General features: G+C 65.3%; 13 protein-coding genes. 7 read left to right on the top strand and 6 right to left on the bottom strand.

Going from position 1 to position 16487, the window contains the following annotated elements; all coding sequences use genetic code 11:
- Nucleotides 1–32: 32 nt before the first annotated feature.
- Both ACVNHC_RS17220 and ACVNHC_RS17215 read right to left on the bottom strand, forming a co-directional pair.
- Entirely contained in the window at nucleotides 33–980 is a 948-nt protein-coding gene (locus ACVNHC_RS17220) for a hypothetical protein (RefSeq protein ID WP_457168290.1), read from the bottom strand.
- Nucleotides 981–1049: 69 nt separating this feature from the next.
- Entirely contained in the window at nucleotides 1050–2006 is a 957-nt protein-coding gene (locus tag ACVNHC_RS17215) for a GNAT family N-acetyltransferase (RefSeq protein ID WP_457168288.1), read from the bottom strand.
- Between the two features lie 261 nt (nucleotides 2007–2267).
- Here ACVNHC_RS17215 and ACVNHC_RS17210 point away from each other — a divergent pair, with 261 nt between their 5' ends.
- Complete coding sequence (locus tag ACVNHC_RS17210; RefSeq protein ID WP_050475247.1) at nucleotides 2268–2615, top strand: NHLP leader peptide family RiPP precursor; 348 nt, start codon at nucleotides 2268–2270, stop codon at nucleotides 2613–2615.
- A gap of 169 nt (nucleotides 2616–2784) precedes the next feature.
- On the opposite strand, the gene ACVNHC_RS17205 is transcribed toward ACVNHC_RS17210, so the two are convergent.
- A complete protein-coding gene (locus ACVNHC_RS17205) occupies nucleotides 2785–3798 on the bottom strand; it encodes a hypothetical protein (protein WP_457168286.1) in 1014 nt (337 codons plus the stop codon).
- Between the two features lie 435 nt (nucleotides 3799–4233).
- On the opposite strand from ACVNHC_RS17205, the gene ACVNHC_RS17200 reads away from it, so the two are divergent.
- From ACVNHC_RS17200 to ACVNHC_RS17175, 6 genes are all read left to right on the top strand, one after another.
- Entirely contained in the window at nucleotides 4234–5772 is a 1539-nt protein-coding gene (locus tag ACVNHC_RS17200; RefSeq protein ID WP_457168284.1) for an efflux transporter outer membrane subunit, read from the top strand.
- A gap of 15 nt (nucleotides 5773–5787) precedes the next feature.
- A complete protein-coding gene (locus ACVNHC_RS17195; protein ID WP_094463937.1) occupies nucleotides 5788–7092 on the top strand; it encodes an NHLP bacteriocin system secretion protein in 1305 nt (434 codons plus the stop codon).
- Between the two features lie 8 nt (nucleotides 7093–7100).
- A complete protein-coding gene (locus tag ACVNHC_RS17190) occupies nucleotides 7101–9275 on the top strand; it encodes an NHLP family bacteriocin export ABC transporter peptidase/permease/ATPase subunit (protein ID WP_457168282.1) in 2175 nt (724 codons plus the stop codon).
- Nucleotides 9276–9282: 7 nt separating this feature from the next.
- Complete coding sequence (locus ACVNHC_RS17185; RefSeq protein ID WP_457168280.1) at nucleotides 9283–11979, top strand: ATP-binding cassette domain-containing protein; 2697 nt, start codon at nucleotides 9283–9285, stop codon at nucleotides 11977–11979.
- 17 nt (nucleotides 11980–11996) lie between these two features.
- Entirely contained in the window at nucleotides 11997–12518 is a 522-nt protein-coding gene (locus ACVNHC_RS17180) for a cyclic nucleotide-binding domain-containing protein (RefSeq protein ID WP_457168278.1), read from the top strand.
- 797 nt (nucleotides 12519–13315) lie between these two features.
- Nucleotides 13316–14191 carry a LysR substrate-binding domain-containing protein gene (locus ACVNHC_RS17175; RefSeq protein WP_457168585.1) on the top strand — a complete coding sequence of 292 codons (876 nt, stop codon included), beginning with the start codon at nucleotides 13316–13318 and terminating at the stop codon, nucleotides 14189–14191.
- A 33-nt stretch (nucleotides 14192–14224) separates the two neighbouring features.
- Here ACVNHC_RS17175 and ACVNHC_RS17170 read toward each other — a convergent pair whose 3' ends face one another.
- The 3 genes from ACVNHC_RS17170 to ACVNHC_RS17160 form a co-directional block, all read right to left on the bottom strand.
- On the bottom strand, nucleotides 14225–15001 hold the full coding sequence (locus ACVNHC_RS17170; RefSeq protein WP_457168277.1) for an SDR family oxidoreductase: 777 nt from the start codon (nucleotides 14999–15001) through the stop codon (nucleotides 14225–14227).
- Complete coding sequence (locus ACVNHC_RS17165; protein WP_457168275.1) at nucleotides 15001–15924, bottom strand: dihydrodipicolinate synthase family protein; 924 nt, start codon at nucleotides 15922–15924, stop codon at nucleotides 15001–15003. The genes ACVNHC_RS17170 and ACVNHC_RS17165 overlap by 1 nt, the downstream gene beginning before the upstream one ends.
- 344 nt (nucleotides 15925–16268) lie before the next feature.
- The coding region (locus ACVNHC_RS17160; protein ID WP_457168273.1) for a hypothetical protein at nucleotides 16269–16487 on the bottom strand (219 nt) is incomplete at its 5' end.

Raw genomic sequence — 16487 nt, 5'->3', positions numbered from 1 at the left:
CAGAGTTCCGTCCTGCGTTGAGACCAGCCCGCTCAATCGAGCAGCGGCTTGTGGCTTTCCAGGATGCTGTCGGCCCACATGGCATGGGGGCGGAAGCGGCGGTCGAGAAGGCGGCAGACCTTGGCGCCTTCCGTTGTGGTGGGCTGCAGGATGAGGCTGGACTGGAGGCCGCGTATCTCTTCCAGCCGGGCCAGAAGCTCGCCCATCCCGGCAATCAGTGCAACATGCCAGTGGACGGACGGCGACAGCCAGCCGCAGGGCAATGTCCAGCGCCCGGGCGCCGAATGATGTTGCGCCAGAAGCCAGCCCAGAAGCTCTCCCCCGGCACCGAGGAGCACCTGCGAGACTTCCCGGTCCAGCCCGTCCTGCCACAGCTGCGGATTGGCCCAGGCGGGCAGGGCGTGGCGGGCGGTGAGCCCGGTCGTGGCAGCAGAAAGGCCTGCTTCCTCGCGGGCGTTCAGATTGGTCAGAGATTTCAGAACGAGGCCCCGGCGCTGAAGCTGCTGCATCAGCATCCCGTGCTGCGGCAGGGCGTCGTGCCGTTCGCCTACGTGAAAGGCCATGCGCAGCCGCGCCTTGGCTGCAGGCTGCCAGCCGGAGGCGGCCAGCAGACCGGCGAAGGCCTCGCCCTGCGGCAGCCGTTCGGACCATTGGGTGGCGAGCTGTGTGCGCCCTTCCGCCTTCATTCTTGCGGCAAAGGCTTCCAGCAGGCGGAGCGCCAGACGCTGGCGGCGCAGAAGCGGCAGCACCATCACGGACAGAAGCTCCTGCTCGCCGGGCACCATGCTGCTGTGCCGGGACAGAAGCAGTCCTGCGGGAATGTCGCCCAGCCACAGGCCGAGATGGCAGTAGCGGTCCTGCTCCGCGCCGGTGATCCCGTCACGCAGCGTGGACGAAAGACCCTGCGCCGTCAGCGGCGCGAAGCGGGGCAGGTCGTCCGGCCTGCAAGGTCTGATCTCAATCGGCTCCGTCAGATGCATCGATGGGGGCCTGGCTGGTGTCGGGGACATGCACGTGCTCACAGTGGTGTTGTACGGGCTCCGGAGCATTCAGTCTGCGCTGAATATGTATTCGCTCTCGAAGAGATAATCGGTGGAAGCTGCGTGGCTGCCGAAGTGCTTGTAGAGCATCTGCTCCATGCCGCCGGGCACATCGGCGGGCGGCTGGCAGATGAGGAGGGTGTCGGGCCCGGCCTCTTCCTCCAGCACCTGCACCAGCCGGGCAATGCCGCCCAGAAGCCAGCCCTGCTGGATGCGCTCGCGCACGACCCAGCCCTGCGGAATGTACCAGCGCTGGAAGGCGGATTGCTGCACGCACACAAGCCAGCCCTGAACCGCGCCCGTTCCGTCAAACAGGATCTGGCTCAGGCCTGCCCCTTCGCCTTGCGCCCAGTATGCGGGATTGGACCATTCCGGGGCGCAACCCTGCGCAATCAGGTCCTGCCCCTCCTGCACAAGCTGCCGGCGTCCGGCGTCATCCAGAGCGTCGAGGCGGGTGCAGCGCAGCCCCTTGGCCTCCAGCCGCGTGAGGATGCGGTCGCGCGAGGGAAAGCCTTTCGGCCAGTCACCAATGCGCCAGGACATGCGGCGGCGCGAGACTTCGGGCTGGCCCCATCCAGAGGAGGCCAGCAGCCGGGCAAACTCGGCGGCACGCGGCAGGCGGCTGGACCAGCGGGCATAGATGCCGCGCCGCCCGCCCTTGCGCAGGGTCTGGCTCAGCCGGGCCAGCAGCATCATGGCGATGCCCCGGCCACGCCACTGTGGTGCCACCATGATGGAGGTGAGCTCCTGCAGGCCGCCTTCGCCAGCACAGGAGAGGACCAGTCCGGCGGGCTCATCGCCGATGAAGGCGGCAAGGCGCAGCACACGCATGTCCTCAGTGGGCGCGGCAAGCATCCACTGCAGCGCGCCTGCGGTCAGCGCGGCAAGGGCCGGTGCTTCTTCGGGTCTGGTTTCGCGGATCTGCGGCACATGCGTGTCCAGATCCTGTGCTGTCATGGTGTCCATTTGGGCCTGCCGCCATAGACCGGCCGCCCCGCGGCTGCCCGGTTTGTCTGCCCTCTTACTAGCGCAGGCGCGGCGGTTTGTTTTGGCACTTTTGAGGTCCAATCCGGCAGGGCCCGGTCCGCTGCGCCTATAACGGGGGCAGATGATTTCTGCAGCCTGGGCGCCATCTGACGATGAGCCTGCCCGGCGGGCAGGATGGCTTGCACGGCCTGCCCGACTGGCTGGCCCTGAATTGTTTTCCAAGACAGAGGCGGAGAGAAAATGTCCCACGTTCCCGATCCCATGACGCAGGCCCGTCAGCATATCGAGCGCGCGCTGATCGACACGGCGCAGTCCGACGAGGCCTTCCGCAAGCTGTTGCTGCAGGACCCGCGTGCGGCGCTGAAGCAGCTGATCGGCGTCGATCCGATCCCCGGTTTCAAGATCCGTGTGCTGGAAGAAGTGCCGGGCGAAGTGGTTCTGGTGCTGCCGCGCGCCATCGCGCAGGACGAGCTTCCGGATGAAATTCTGGACTATGCAGCGGGCGGTGCCGAGGGCAACCCCTGCCCGGACCCGCGCGGCGGACAGCGCGGCACCATCGTCAAGATCCGTCCTGCGTCCAGCAACTGACGGAAGCTTTCTTCTCCTGCTGCATGGCCGGGCTTGTCCCGGCCATCTGCAAATCAATTGATTTGTGTAGATCCTCGGCACAAGGCTGAGGAGGACGATGGAGAGACCGAAGGGTTGTCAGCAAACTCAGGCGCCGGCCGTCTGGCTGGCGCCTTTTCTATGTCTGGCATCAGACAGTGGCGAGCAGGTAAGCGAAGTTGCCGGTCAGCCAGCTGTCCATCGCGTCCCAGGCACTCTGCCGGACTTCGATGTCGCGGCCGCCGCGTGCGTGCAGCTGAACGAGGCCCTGCGTTTCGGCTTGTTCCATCAGCAGGCGGGCGTGGGTTCTGGAAATGCCGGCATGTTCCGAGATGGATTCATAACCCATCTGGATGCGGCTGCTGCCGGTCTGGGCAGCCTCATGCAGCAGCATCAAAAGTGTAAGGTAACCGCCGTCCCGCTCGGCCAGCGCCGAAATGGACCGGTGCTGCATCCGCATGCCGAAGTAATCCTGCAGCAGGGGGGCAAAGCTGCGGCGCCAGTTGCGGTGGCCTGCCGTTGCCGGGGCGATGCTGCGCTCCGACCAGGCCGGTGCCATCGGGTCGGCATGCTGGTGCTGGCTGCCATTTGCCTCGCCGCCATGGCTGAGACGCGCCAGAAGCTGGCTGGCGCCGGCAGACGTTTCTTCCTGGCCGTGCTCCCGGCACAGGGGGGACAGATGCATTTCAGTGAAAAGCGCATCGGCGGACCACATGCGGGCTGTCGGCATCAGGATGCTGATCCGCAGATCCTCTTCCGCCTTGCGCCGCTCGATGAAGCCATAGCGCTCGAAAATGGCCACCAGCGCTTCGATCCGGTTGCGGCTGGTCAGGCCCGACGAGGAGAGGCGCGCCTGAAGGCGCCCGAGTGTCAGCCAGCTGTCCCGGTCTTCCGGGTTCTGGGCGGCGCTCAGGCACAGGATGGCCTGAAACACCATGAAGCGGCCTTCCTCCAGCATCAGCCGTGCCAGCAGATAGTCACCGCGGAAGAGGGACACGAGGTTCTGGACAACGGCGTCGCGGACGGGGGGCGTGATGACCTGCTGCCCGGCGTTGAGGATCTCAAGAGCTGCAGCGTTCTGAGGCTCCGTGCCCTCCCACAGGCATCCAGCCGCGGCACGGAGCGTGCCCGGAACAGGGTGCTTGAGAGGGGCTGCAGCATTCATCAGGTGATCTCCAGACCGGCTTCCGCTGATCAGCACCTTGCGCTTGGCAAAGGCTTCGACGATCGCACGTACTCTGTCCGATATTGATACCACGTAATTTGATGTGCTGAAGTAGTGGAATATCAATGGCCGTTGATCTATGGCTTATCAGTCGTTATTTCATATATGCCTATTCTCATTATTGTTGATATTCTTTTGGATGTGAGTATTTTTTATTTGTTTTTGTTTAATTTTCAGATGATTTTTTGCCGCCTTCAATAGTTCTCCTGCTTGATTTCGGGTGTGTATTGAACGCCGCCGGGATTGCCAGTGCCTGCTCTTTGATGCTGGATGCGGCTGGCGTTTTTTGGGTGCTTTCGGGGTTGCTCCGCCGCCGGGTGTTACGTGTTTGGGGAATGTGGGGCTGGTATGTGGCGTGTCGGGCGGCTTGGAGTGATGCGTAAGGGGATTTCGCTCCCGCTTGCCGGGGTGAGGCGCGTCGGGGCCGTGGGGCTTCTGGGTGCTCTGCTGTCCGGCTGCGCGCTGGTGGGCAATCCGCTTGTGCCGTCCGATGATTTTTCTCCGGCGATGCCGTCCGCCTATATCCATCAGGACCCGCGCAGTCAGGCGCTGATGCGTGCACCGGTTGCCGCGCCGGCGTTCTGGGCGGCCTTTGGCTCGCCGGAGCTTGCTGCGCTCGTTTCCCGTGCCGAAGAGGGGAGCAAGGATATTGCAGCCGCGATTGCCCGCGTCCGTCAGGCAGAATGGGGTGCGCTGCAGGCCGGAACGGGGCTGCTGCCATCGGGGTCGCTCAGCGGAACGACAACGACCTACCGGTCATCCGCCACGGCCGCGGGGCTGGAAAGCGGGCGCCTGCCGCAGCAGCAGCTGCGCCGTGCGGGCCTGTCTGCTTCCTGGGAATTGGACTTCTGGGGCAAGAATGCCGCGCTTTACTCCGCCGCAGCCCGCCGTGAGGAGGCAGGTGTCTTTGCGCTTGCCGCAACACGTCTGGCTGTGACGGCGGAAACGGCACAGACCTATGTGACCGTTCTGTCCCTGCGTGACCGGCTGGCGATTGCGCGGCAGAACCTCACGCTTGCCCGCAAGGTGATGGACAGCATCCGCGAGCGGGTGGAGGCCGGGTCGGCCACACAGGTGACGCTGGCCCAGCAGGAAACTGTGGTGCGCCAGCAGGAGGCCGCGATCGTCAGCCTCAGAAGGTCGGCGTCGCAGGCGGAACTCTCACTGGCGCTGCTCGTTGGCACCCGTCCGGGGGATGTCAGCCTTGGCAAGGGCGGGCTGAAGGGCCTGAAGCTGCCGCCGCTGACCGCCGGGCTGCCCTCAGATGTGCTGAGCCGCCGGCCGGACGTGCGTCAGGCCGAAGCGCAGATTCTGGCTGCCTCGCAGGATGTGGGTGCTGCCCGGGCGGCGATGCTGCCCAGCCTGAGTTTCTCGCTGCAGCGCGGCTTCGAGAGCTTGACCACGAGCACGCTGATTTCGCCTGCATCCGGGGTTGCCAACTTCACCAGCCAGCTGACCCAGCCGCTCTTCGATGCGCCCCGGCTGGCGGCGCAGATGAAGGGGGCCGAAGCCCGGCGGGAGGAGTTGATTGCCACCTACGAGCAGGCGGTTCTCTCCTCCCTGTCCGATGTGGAGAAGGCGCTGGTGGCGCTGAACACGAGCGGAGAGGAACTGGCGATTGCCGGAAAGGCCGTGGATGCGGCGCGCCGGGCCTATGAGCTGACACAGGAGCAGCTGGAAGCCGGGCAAGTGGACATGACGACGGTGCTGAACACCCAGCGGGAATATTTCTCCGCCTCTGACAGTCTGGAACAGCTGCGCCTTGCGCGCTTCCAGGCCGCCATCGCGCTTTACCGGGCGCTGGGCGGGGGATGGTCGCCGGAAGATGCAAGGCTGCTGATGCAGCCGAAGGAAACGCCGTCCGCAAGCGGAACGAAGACCGTAGCCGCCGCACGTGCTGCTGCGGCGCAGTAAGAGAAGGCAGGGGCCATGTCATCGCAACCGAGCCCGGCGCCGCAGGACGGCGCGTCCAATCAGGCCATCCGGCTGTTCCGGCAGGCGGCGCTGGACCGGCTTTCCTCTCCCGAGCAGCTGGACCAGCTGATCTCGCTGACGCGCCCGCGCGACCTGCTGGCCATGCTGACGCTGTTTGCCCTCATTGCGCTGGCGATTGGCTGGTCCATTCTGGGCCGTGTGCCCGAACGGGTGAAGGGGTCGGGCATTCTGATCACCACGGGTGGGCGCGTTGTCGATGCGGTGGCGACGGGTGACGGCACGCTGACGGATATTCTGGTGGAGGTCGGCGGCGGCGTGCAGCAGGGGCAGGTGGTGGCACGGGTAATCCAGCCCGCCCTGCGCCAGCAGCTCGACAACATCAACGCGGTGATCGCGGAGCGCAAGGCGCTTCTGGAGGAACTGAAGGGGCAGGTGGCGGAGCGCACCCGTGCCGCCGATCAGACGCAGGCGGCCCGCGTCAACGCCCTGACCATGCGTGTCAGCGATGCGCAGGAGCGGGTGCGGGTGCTGGACGAGCAGGAAAAGCGCGATACGGCGCTGTTCGACCGGCGGCTCATCACCTGGCAGCAATTGCTGGAAACCCGCAGGGCGCTGGCCGAGGCGCGGCAGAGCGAGCTGGAAGCGCGCAGCCAGATCTCGCAGGTGGAAAGCGACGCCATCGTGCAGCGCAATTCCAACGACCGGGACATCCGCTCCTCCGAGGAACGGCTGGCAGATGCAGAACGGCAGAAGGCCGAGCTGGAAATCCAGCTGCGTCAGCAGGAAACCATCACCAGCCCCGCAAATGGCCGCGTGGTGGAGTGGAAGGCCGTGCCCGGCACCCGCATCGCGCCGGGGCAGGCGCTGCTGAGCATCGAGAGCGGGGCGGCCGGGCTGGAGCTTCTGCTGTACCTTCCGCCCAATGATGGCAAGCGCGTGGTCTCCGGCATGCCGGTGCAGATCGCCCCCTCCACGGTCCGGCGCGAGGAATATGGCATGATGGAGGGCACGGTGGCGGCGGTTTCCGACTTCCCCACCACGGCCCAGGCGATGCAGGCCATCCTGCGCAATGACCAGCTGGTGCAGAGCTTCTCGTCCAAGGGCGCGCCCTTTGCTGCGCGGGTGCTGCTGACACCGGACGCCAATACGCCGAGTGGCTTCGCCTGGAGCGGTGGCTCCGGGCCTGAGCAGCAGTTCAGCAGCGGTTCGATGGCCGAAGCGGAAGTGACCGTCGCCTGGCGGCGCCCGATCAGCTACGTCATTCCCTGGCTGCGCAAGGTCTCGGGGCTGGCAGGGTGAGCGGCCGCATGAGCACGGACACGCCCCCCAAACCCGCAAAGCGCCGCCGCAAGGCCACGCCGTCCATCCTGCAGATGGAGGCGGTGGAATGCGGTGCGGCCAGCCTTGCCATGATCCTCGCCCATCACGGAGCCTGGATTCCGCTGGAACAGCTGCGCGTTGCCTGCGGCGTTTCGCGTGATGGCTCCAAGGCCAGCAGCCTGCTGAAGGCTGCCCGGCAATATGGCTTCACCGCCAAGGGCTTCCGCAAGGAGCCGGAGGCGCTGACCGATCTGCCCTGGCCCGCCATCCTGCACTGGAACTTCAACCACTATGTGGTTTTCGAGGGCATGACGGAGACCCATGCCTATATCAACGATCCGGCGCTGGGGCCGCGTGTCATCACCCGTGAGGAGCTGAGTGAAGCCTTCACCGGTGTGGTCCTGACCTTCGAGAAGACGGATGCCTTCCGCAAGACGCGCAAGCCCGAGGGGCTGCTCTCCGCCTTCCGCGCGCGTGTTTCGTCCTCGCACGGAGCGCTGTGGCTGATCGGGCTTCTGAGCCTTGCGCTCGTCATCCCCGGTGTGGTGCTGCCGGTCTTCGCCAAGATCTTCGTCGATGGCATCTTGATGCAGCAGCAGGAGCATCTGACGCGCCCGCTGCTGATCGCGCTGGGTCTGACGGCCCTGATCAAGACCGGCCTCACATGGCTGCGCTCGTCGCTGATCCTGAGATTGCGCACCAAGCTGACGATTTCCGGCGCGGGTGCCTTCGTCTGGAGGGTGCTGCATTTGCCCATGTCCTTCTTCTCCCAGCGCAGCGCCGGTGAAATTGCCTCCCGCGTCGAGGCGAGCGAGCGGGTGGCGGAGGTCATCTCCGCCGACATGGCCAATGCGGTTCTGAACTGGGGCACGCTCGCCTTCTTTGCCGTGGTGCTGGTCAGCTATGATCCGGTGCTGGGTGCGCTGACCATTGCGCTCAGCCTGCCGAACCTCGTGGTGCTGCGCGTGGTGCAGGAGCGGCTGAAGCAATCCTCCATCCGCCTCGCGGTGGAGCATGGCAAGCTGGGCGGCACCACGGTCGGTCTCATCTACAACATCGAGACCATCAAGGCCTCGGGCCTTGAAACCTCCTCCTTCGGGCGCTGGGCCGGCATTCATGCAAGGCTGCTCAATGCGGTGCAGGAATCGGGCTCGCGGGCGCTGATCACCTCGCTCGCCCCGGCGCTGCTCACCGGTCTGGTGGATGTGGCCATTCTGGGCGCGGGCGCCTTCCGGGTGATGCAGGGGGCAATGACACTGGGCGATCTCGTGGCCTTCCAGCTTCTGGCCGCCAGCTTCTCCGCGCCGCTTGTCAGCCTCGTGGCCCTGTCGCCGAAGCTTGCCAACATCCGCGCCGATCTCAACCGCGTCGATGACGCCATGCGCAACCAGCCCGATCCGCTGACACAGAGCCCGGCCGGTGGCGCGTCGCGGCTGATGAGCGGTGCACTGGAGGTCGACGCCATCCGCTATGGCTACAATCCGCTGGATGAGCCGCTGTTCGAGCGCATTTCCCTGTCCGCCCGTCCGGGCGAACGTATTGCCCTTGTCGGCCGCTCGGGCTGCGGCAAGTCCACGCTGGGGCGGCTGATCTGCGGGCTCGTGGCGCCCTGGGAAGGGGAAATCCGCCTCGATGGCGTGCCGCTTTCCCAAATGGACCAGTTCCAGCGTGCGGCCAACATCGCCTATGTGGATCAGGACATCTTCCTCTTTGAAGGCACCGTGCGCGAGAACCTGACGCTGTGGAACCCGGATGTGCCCGATGATGCCATCACCCGGGCGCTGGAAGATGCGGCGATCCTTGATGACATCGTGTCGCGCCCCGGCGAACTCGACGCTCATGTGGAGGAGGGCGGGCGCAACTTCTCCGGCGGCCAGCGCCAGCGGCTGGAACTGGCCCGTGCCCTTGTCGGCGACCCGGCCATTCTGGTGCTGGATGAAGCCACCGCTGCCCTCGATCCGCAGACGGAAAAGGCCATCGATGACAACCTGCGCCGCCGCGGCTGCACCTGCATCATCATCGCCCACCGGCTCAGCACCGTGCGCGACTGCTCGGAGATCATCGTGATGGATCGGGGCGAAATCGTCGAGCGCGGCACCCATGACAGCCTGATGGCCGCCAATGGTGCCTATGCGGATCTCATCCAGACGGGCGCGCAGTGAGGCGGACATGACACAAGGCTCCCATCCCGCTCTGGTTTCTGGTGCTTACCTGCCCTCCGGCAGTGCCCATCCGCATGTGCTCGATGACCCGGCACAGTGGATCCTCATCGAGCGCGGCTATCTCGATGTGTTCGCCGTCTTCGGCGCGCCGCTTGAAGGCCGCCGCCTGTTCCTGTTCCGGCTGGAAGAAGGGGCGCTTGCGCGCGGCATCGCCGCTGCTGCGCTGAGCGATGGCCGCAGCCTGGCCCTTGTTGGCGTTGGCGGTGCGGACAGTGCCTTGCGCCGTTGTGCCCCCGGCGAGCCGGTGGCCGCAGAAGCGGTGCAGCGCTGGCAGGAGGTTCTGGCCCAGGCCGCGGACCTGCCGCCGGTGCCTGATGACGCGGCAGAAGGCGGTGAAGGCAGCGACGCCGTGCTGCTGCTGGCGCTGGCCAACAGCCTTTGCGAACGCGAAGCCTTGCGCAGCCAGCACGACTGGCGCAGCGAAAGGCGCAAGCTGGGCGAAGCGCGCAAGACGCAGGCTCTTTCCGAACTCGCCTCTGCCGCCGCCGGGCATGCAGTCGAAGCGGCCGTCACTCCGGCTGCTGCCGAAGACCCGGATCCGCTGCGCTCCAGCCTGTTGCGCATCTTTGGTGCCCTGAAGGTTGCGCCGAAGCTGGAAGCCTTCGACACGCCGGGCGGGCTTGAGGAGGGGCGCAGCCGCCTCGACATCATCGTCTCGCGCCACCAGATGACCCGGCGCACCGTGCTGCTACGGCCCGGCTGGACGCTGCTGCCCGGCCTGCCGCTGATCGGCTTCATGGGCGAAGAGCGCCGTCCCGTGGCGCTGCTGTTCCGCAAGGGGCGCTGGCATGTGCATGACGGCCCGCGTGTGACGCCGATTGCCAGCGACGGCACGGAAGGCAGCGGCACCACCGGCCTTGCGGCCGATGCTGTGCAGATCTATCCCGCGCTGCCCGCCAGCTCCCTGCGCTTCCGTGACCTCTTTGCGTTCGGCTTTGCCAGCCTTGCGGCGGACCGGGTGCGGCTGGTGCTGCTGATGCTGGCCGCCGCCATTCTGGCAACGCTGGTGCCCTATGGCTCGCGCTTCCTTGTCAGCGACGCGATCCCCTATGCCAATCTCAACCTCACCTGGGTGATCATCGGCGGTTTGCTGGCTGCAGCGCTGGCCCGGGCGGTGTTTGATGCGGGCAAGGGGCTGACCATGCTGCGCTCCGAACTGGGTTTTGAAAGCCGCCTGCAACCGGCGATGCTGCTGCGTCTGCTGCGGCTGCCGCCCGCCTTCTTCCGCCGCTATGCTGTGGGCGACATTTCCGACCGTGTGCTCGGCATTCAGGCCGCGCGTGAGGTGATCACCTCCAGCTTCACCAGCGCGGCGGCGAGCAGCGTGTTCTCCATCATCAGCCTCGTGCCGATCCTCACGGTGGACAAAAGGCTGGCGCTGATCGTGCTGCTGCTGGCGGTGTTCATCGGGCTCATCAACGTGGCGATCAGCTACCGCGCACTCATTCACGAGCGCCAGCGCATGGCCCTGAAAGGGCGGATCGAAAGCTTCGTGGTGCAGATGCTGATGGGCGTCACCAAGCTCAAGGCCTCTGCCAGCGAGGCGATGGGCTTTGGCCGGTGGTCGGGCCTTTTCGCGCAGAACATGCGCCATGCCGTGAAGGCCGGTCGCTGGGCCAATCTGCAAGGTGCTGCCGATGCGCTCCTGCCGCAACTCGCCACCATCGTGCTCTATGCCATGATCCTCTATTTCCTGAAGGCGGACATGGAGAAGGCGGCGAGCGGCGGTGATGCAGGCAAAGGCTTCTCGCTGGCCGATTTCATCACCGTCTCGACGGCCTTTGCCCAGGTGCTTGGCGGCATTTCGGCGCTGGCCGGGGCGCTGATCCAGTCGCTTTCTGCGGTGCCGCTGATCGAGCGTGCCGGGCCGATCATCGAGGCCGTGCCGGATGCACCGCCGCCGGAAAGCCGCCCGGTGAAACTCTCCGGTGCCATCGACATCCGCAATGTCTCCTTCCGTTATTCGGAGAAAGCCCCGCTGGCGCTCAACGAGCTGAGCGTGCGCATCGGCAAGGGCGAGTTCGTTGCCATCGTCGGGGCATCTGGCTCCGGCAAATCCACGCTCCTGCGGCTTTTGCTCGGCTTCGACCGGCCGGAGCTGGGCGACATCTTCTTTGATGGCCATTCCCTCAGCCGGCTGGATCTGGCGCAGGTGCGCCGCCAGATCGGCGTGGTGCTGCAGCATGGCCGCATCATGGCCGGCAGCATCCATGACAACATCGCCGGCGAAAGCGGCCTCGGCATGGATGCCTCGCTGGAGGCGGCGAAGATGGTCGGCCTCGACAAGGACATCGAGCAGATGCCCATGGGCCTGCACACGGTGATGCTGGACGGCGGCGGCACGCTGTCGGGTGGCCAGCGCCAGCGCATTCTTCTGGCGCGGGCGCTGATCAGCAAGCCGGCGGTGCTGTTCCTCGATGAGGCGACAAGCGCCCTCGACAACCGCACGCAGGCCATCGTCACCGAAACCCTGCAGCGGCTGCCGGTGACAAGGCTCGTCATTGCCCACCGGCTCAGCACCATCGAAAGCGTCGACCGCATCATCATGCTCGACAAGGGGCGGGTGGTGGAGACCGGCAGCTACGCCGAACTCATGGCACTCAATGGACATTTTGCGGCGCATGCCCGCCGCCAGCTGGTTTGAACTGAGGACGGATTTTCATGCGCAAGGTTCTTTACATACTGGGTCAGCTGGATGACGCGGACATCGCCTGGATGGCCCAGACCGGCGAGCGCCGGACCGTGGCTGCGGGCGCTGTGCTCATTCAGGAAGGCCGCGCCACGGCGGATCTCTTCATCGTGCTGGACGGGCAGGTGGATGTGCAGGTGACCGGTGTCGGCACCGTCGCCAGCCTGTCGAGCGGCGAAATCCTCGGCGAAATGTCCTTCGTCGACAAGGCGCCGCCCTCTGCCACCGTCGTGGCCGCCCGCGAGACCCGCGTTCTGGCACTGGAAAAGCGCCGCATCGAGCAGCGGCTGGAGGAGAACGCAGCCTTCGCCGCCCGCTTCTACAAGGCGCTGGCCGTGTTTCTGGCCGACCGCCTGCGCACCACGACCCTGCGCGGCAAGGGCGGCGGCGGCCAGGCCGAGGATGAGCTGGATGACATGGTGCTGGATGGGGTCTCCATGGCCGGGCTCCGCTTCCAGCACCTTCTGGAAATCCTGAACGGGGGCAACGGCTGACATCAAGCCTTTGGCACCCTCAGGAAAAAAGGCCGTGCAGAGGTGGGTCTGCACGGCCTTTTTGGTGCTTGGAATGGTGTTGGAAGGGGGCGGGGATTCACACATCAGCTTCGGAGACCGCCCGCAGTGATGTATCGGATCTGTGGCAGGACCTCTCCGCTCCCCTCCCCCCTGGTGGGGAGGGGTAAGGGGTGGGGGCTCTCAGCCTGCAAGCGTTTGAAAAATGAACCTTTTCCTGAAGAGGCTTCAAGAGGAGCGCTCGCCGGAACCAATGAGTGCTCTGCCAGACTGAAAGGCTTTTCCCCCCACCCCTAACCCCTCCCCACGAGGGGGAGGGGGGCTGAAACGCCATGCCGGAGTGACCAGATTGCAGCCTTTCCCCAAACCGTCTCCGGCTTCGAGCAAGATGTGTGCATTCAGTAGCTCAAGAGGGCAGAGGGGCGCTGCGGCCTCAGGCAGTTTCTTCCTCTTCCTTTGAATGCGTTTCTCTCACCTGCCGCGCCGCCCGTTCTTGCCATCAGTCAGGCCTATGTCTTGCTGCAGGTGCTCCGGCAAGGCATCCTTACGGGGAACCCAGACCCTGTGCTGGTCTTCCAGCCTTGCAGACATGGCTGCCTCCTGTGTGGAAGAGGCCGCCAGAAGCTTGAGAACAAGACGGAAAATCAGGTTTCCCGCGCTGCCGTGGAGCGTCATTTCGGTTCATGTCCCGGTTGAAGTTGCCCGCACCATACGTTTGATGCATTGTTCCGATCCAATCAAAGCTCGCGCAGGAATCATAAGGACAGCTTGTGTCAGACTTGCCTCCTCTGGCGGCGCTCCGCGTTTTTGAGGCCGCCGCCCGCCATAGCAACTTCACCCGTGCCGCCGAAGAGCTGGGGATGACGCAGGCCGCCGTCAGCTATCAGATCAAGCTGCTGGAGGAGCGGTCCGGCGGGCCGCTGTTCCTGAGGAAGGCCCGTCAGGTGGAGCTGACGGAACTGGGCCGCCGTCTCGCCGGGCCTGTGACGGAAGCCTTCGATCTCATCCGGGGAGCGTTCTCCAGCGTCCGGCAGGAAGCGCAGGGCGTGCTGGTGATCAACTGCGGCCCCACCTTTGCGGCCCGCTGGCTGGCCCAGCGGATCGGCACCTTTCAGCTGCAGCATCCCGAACTCGCCGTCCGGTTCGACGTGTCGAACCATCAGGTGGATTTTGCCCGCGAAGCGGTGGATGTGACCATCCGTGCGGGGTTTGGCAACTGGCCGGGTCTGGCGGCGCATCTGGTCAAGCCCGCACCTTTCACCCCCATGCTCAGCCCGCGCCTTGCCGCCTCCATTGGCGGTGTCCGGGAACCGGCAGATCTCCTGAAGCTGAAGATCATCGACCCGAGCGATCCCTGGTGGCAGGTCTGGTTCAAGGCTGCCGGGTATGATGCGGTGGCACTCGATGCCCGTTCGCGCTCACAGATGGGGGCGCAGGTGCTGGAGGCGCAGGCGGCGGTGGCCGGGCAGGGGGTGGCCATTCTCACGCCGGATTTCTACCGGGAAGAACTGGAGCGGGGCCTGCTGGTGCAGCCTTTTGATCTCGTGGTCAGCAATGGTGAGGGCTATTGGCTGGTCTATCCGGAAGGCCGGAGGAACAACCGCAAGATCCGCGCCTTCCGGGAGTGGATCGTCAAGGTCGCGGGGGAAGCGTGACCGGAACGGCTTCTCCGGTCACGCCCTGGCTTGTCAATGGCTGCGGGTGGCCCCGCCATCCACGCGGATCAGCGAGCCGGTGACATAGGACGCCCGCTCCGAGGCGAGGAAAGCCACCATGGCGGCAAACTCGTCCGGGCGGCCGTAGCGGCCAACCGGAATGGCTTCCGCCGAGGCGCGCGCCACCTCTTCCACGGGCTGGCCGGTGCGCTTGGCAGCCGCCGCATCCAGTTCCTCAAGACGCGTCGTCAGAATGCGGCCCGGCAGCACCACGTTGACGGTCACCCCGTCCCGGGCAACTTCGGCGGCCAGCGTCTTCGACCAGCCGGTGACGGCAGCGCGGATGCCGTTGGAAAGCGCCAGATTGGCAATCGGCTGTTCCACGCCGGAGGAGGCAACGGTGATGACGCGGCCCCAGCCTTTCTTCTGCATCTGCGGCACAAGGCGGCCCGACAGATGGAAGAGGTTGGCAGCCATTGCCTCGAAATGCTGGATCCACAGGCTGCGTTCCATGGTCAGGGCCGGGCCGGGGGGAGGGCCGCCGATATTGTTGACGAGAATATCCACCCCGCCTTCCGCCAGCAGCTTGTCCAGCGCCGCGTCAATGGCGGCGAGATCGGTGAGGTCCAGCTTCAGCGGCGTGACCTGCGCGCCGGGAATTGCACCGGCCCAGGCTTCGATGGCCTCGCTGGTGCGGGCCGCGGCGATCACATGCGCGCCTTCCCGGGCGAGTTCCTCGGCAATCGCCCGGCCAAGGCCGCGGCTTGCACCCAATACGAGGGCGCGCTTGCCCTTCAGTCCAAGATCCATCAGTTCAACTCCTTCAGACGCTTCTCAAGGCGGGCCATCAGCCGGTCCACTTCCGCACGGGACAGGGGATCGAGCGGCGCGCCGGGTTTGCGCAGGGCGGGGCTTGCCAGAATGCCGCGCCGGTACATGATGTATTTGCGGATGGCGAGACCGGCGCCGGGCTGTTGTTCCATCCGGGCCAGCGGCAGATAGGCATCGAACAGATCCCGCGCCCGCTCCATATCGCCCTTGCGGTGATTTTCAACGACGCCCGTCATCATTTCCGGATAGGCAAAGCCTGTCATGGCGCCATCGGCACCCCGTTCCATCTCTTCCGGCAGGAAGACGCCGCCATTGCCGCACAGGATGGAGATGCGCCGGTTCAGCGTGCCCTCCTTGCGCAGGGCGGTGATCTTGGCCAGCCCCGGCCAGTCCTCATGTTTCAGACAGACGGCGGTGGGCAGGGCATTGAAGATGCGGGCGAGTGCCGGAACGGAGATCTGCACACCCGTCACGAGCGGGAAGTCCTGCAGCACGAAGGGGGTATCTCCGAGGAACTCGGCCACCTGCATATAATAGGTGACGATTTGGTCGTCGGTGCGCAGGGAACCGGGAGGGGCAACCATGACACCGGCTGCGCCCATATCCATGACGCGGGCGGTGAGGTCCTGCATCTGCGCAAAGCCCGGTGCTGAGGCGCCAACCACGACCGGCACCTTTCCATCCACCCGCTTCATTATATGGCGCACGATGGCTGCGGACTCGTCCGAAGTCAGCTTCGGCGCCTCGCCCATGATGCCCAGCAGCGTAAGGCCCGTGGCGCCTGCATTCAGATAATGATCGACCATGCGGTCGCAGCTGTTGAAGTCAATGTCACCCGTCTCGGTGAACGGCGTGGCGGCGATCACATAGACCCCGCTGGCCGCTTCTGTCAGTCGTGTCATTGGTGTTTCCCGTGATGCTGGCCGTCGTCCGGCCGGTGGAAAGGCAGACTGCATTTTTCAGCTGCAGCTGTCAGCAGAAACCGGCGATGGGGGCCTCAGGGGAGGGGCTTAACAGAAGGTTTATGCAGCAGGATCAGGAGGTTCTGCCGGGCGCGGGCTGGCCGCAAAGTTTTTTGAAGGAGCCTGTTGAAAACTGTCATGCCCCTTGCAGCCGCAGAATTCTGCGGGGTTGAGGGGTGGGTGCGGGGAGGTTGTCCACATGTCGCCGTCAAAAATTCATCCGCCTCGCAAAAAATCGTCACGAAAGCGATTGACCGGTCCGGTGGGTCTGCGTATAAGCCTGTTCATCGACGGCGGCAACGTCGCTGGCGGCGGGGACGCTGTTCCCGAGACTTCCCGACAGGGTGGCTTTGGTGGCCGGATGAGAGTTCGGCGGCGGGTTTCTGTTGGGTGATGAACGCTTCTGTGTTCAGTTCTTTGACAATTAGATATTTGAAGGAAGGGAAACGCGGCCGGCGTTGACTTTGCGCTTCGGCGAGACCAGCGATGGTTTTGCTAAGAAG

Source organism: Pannonibacter sp. Q-1, assembly GCF_054073275.1.
Note: the sequence above shows the minus strand (reverse complement) of the source record. Positions and strands in the feature narration are given on the sequence as shown.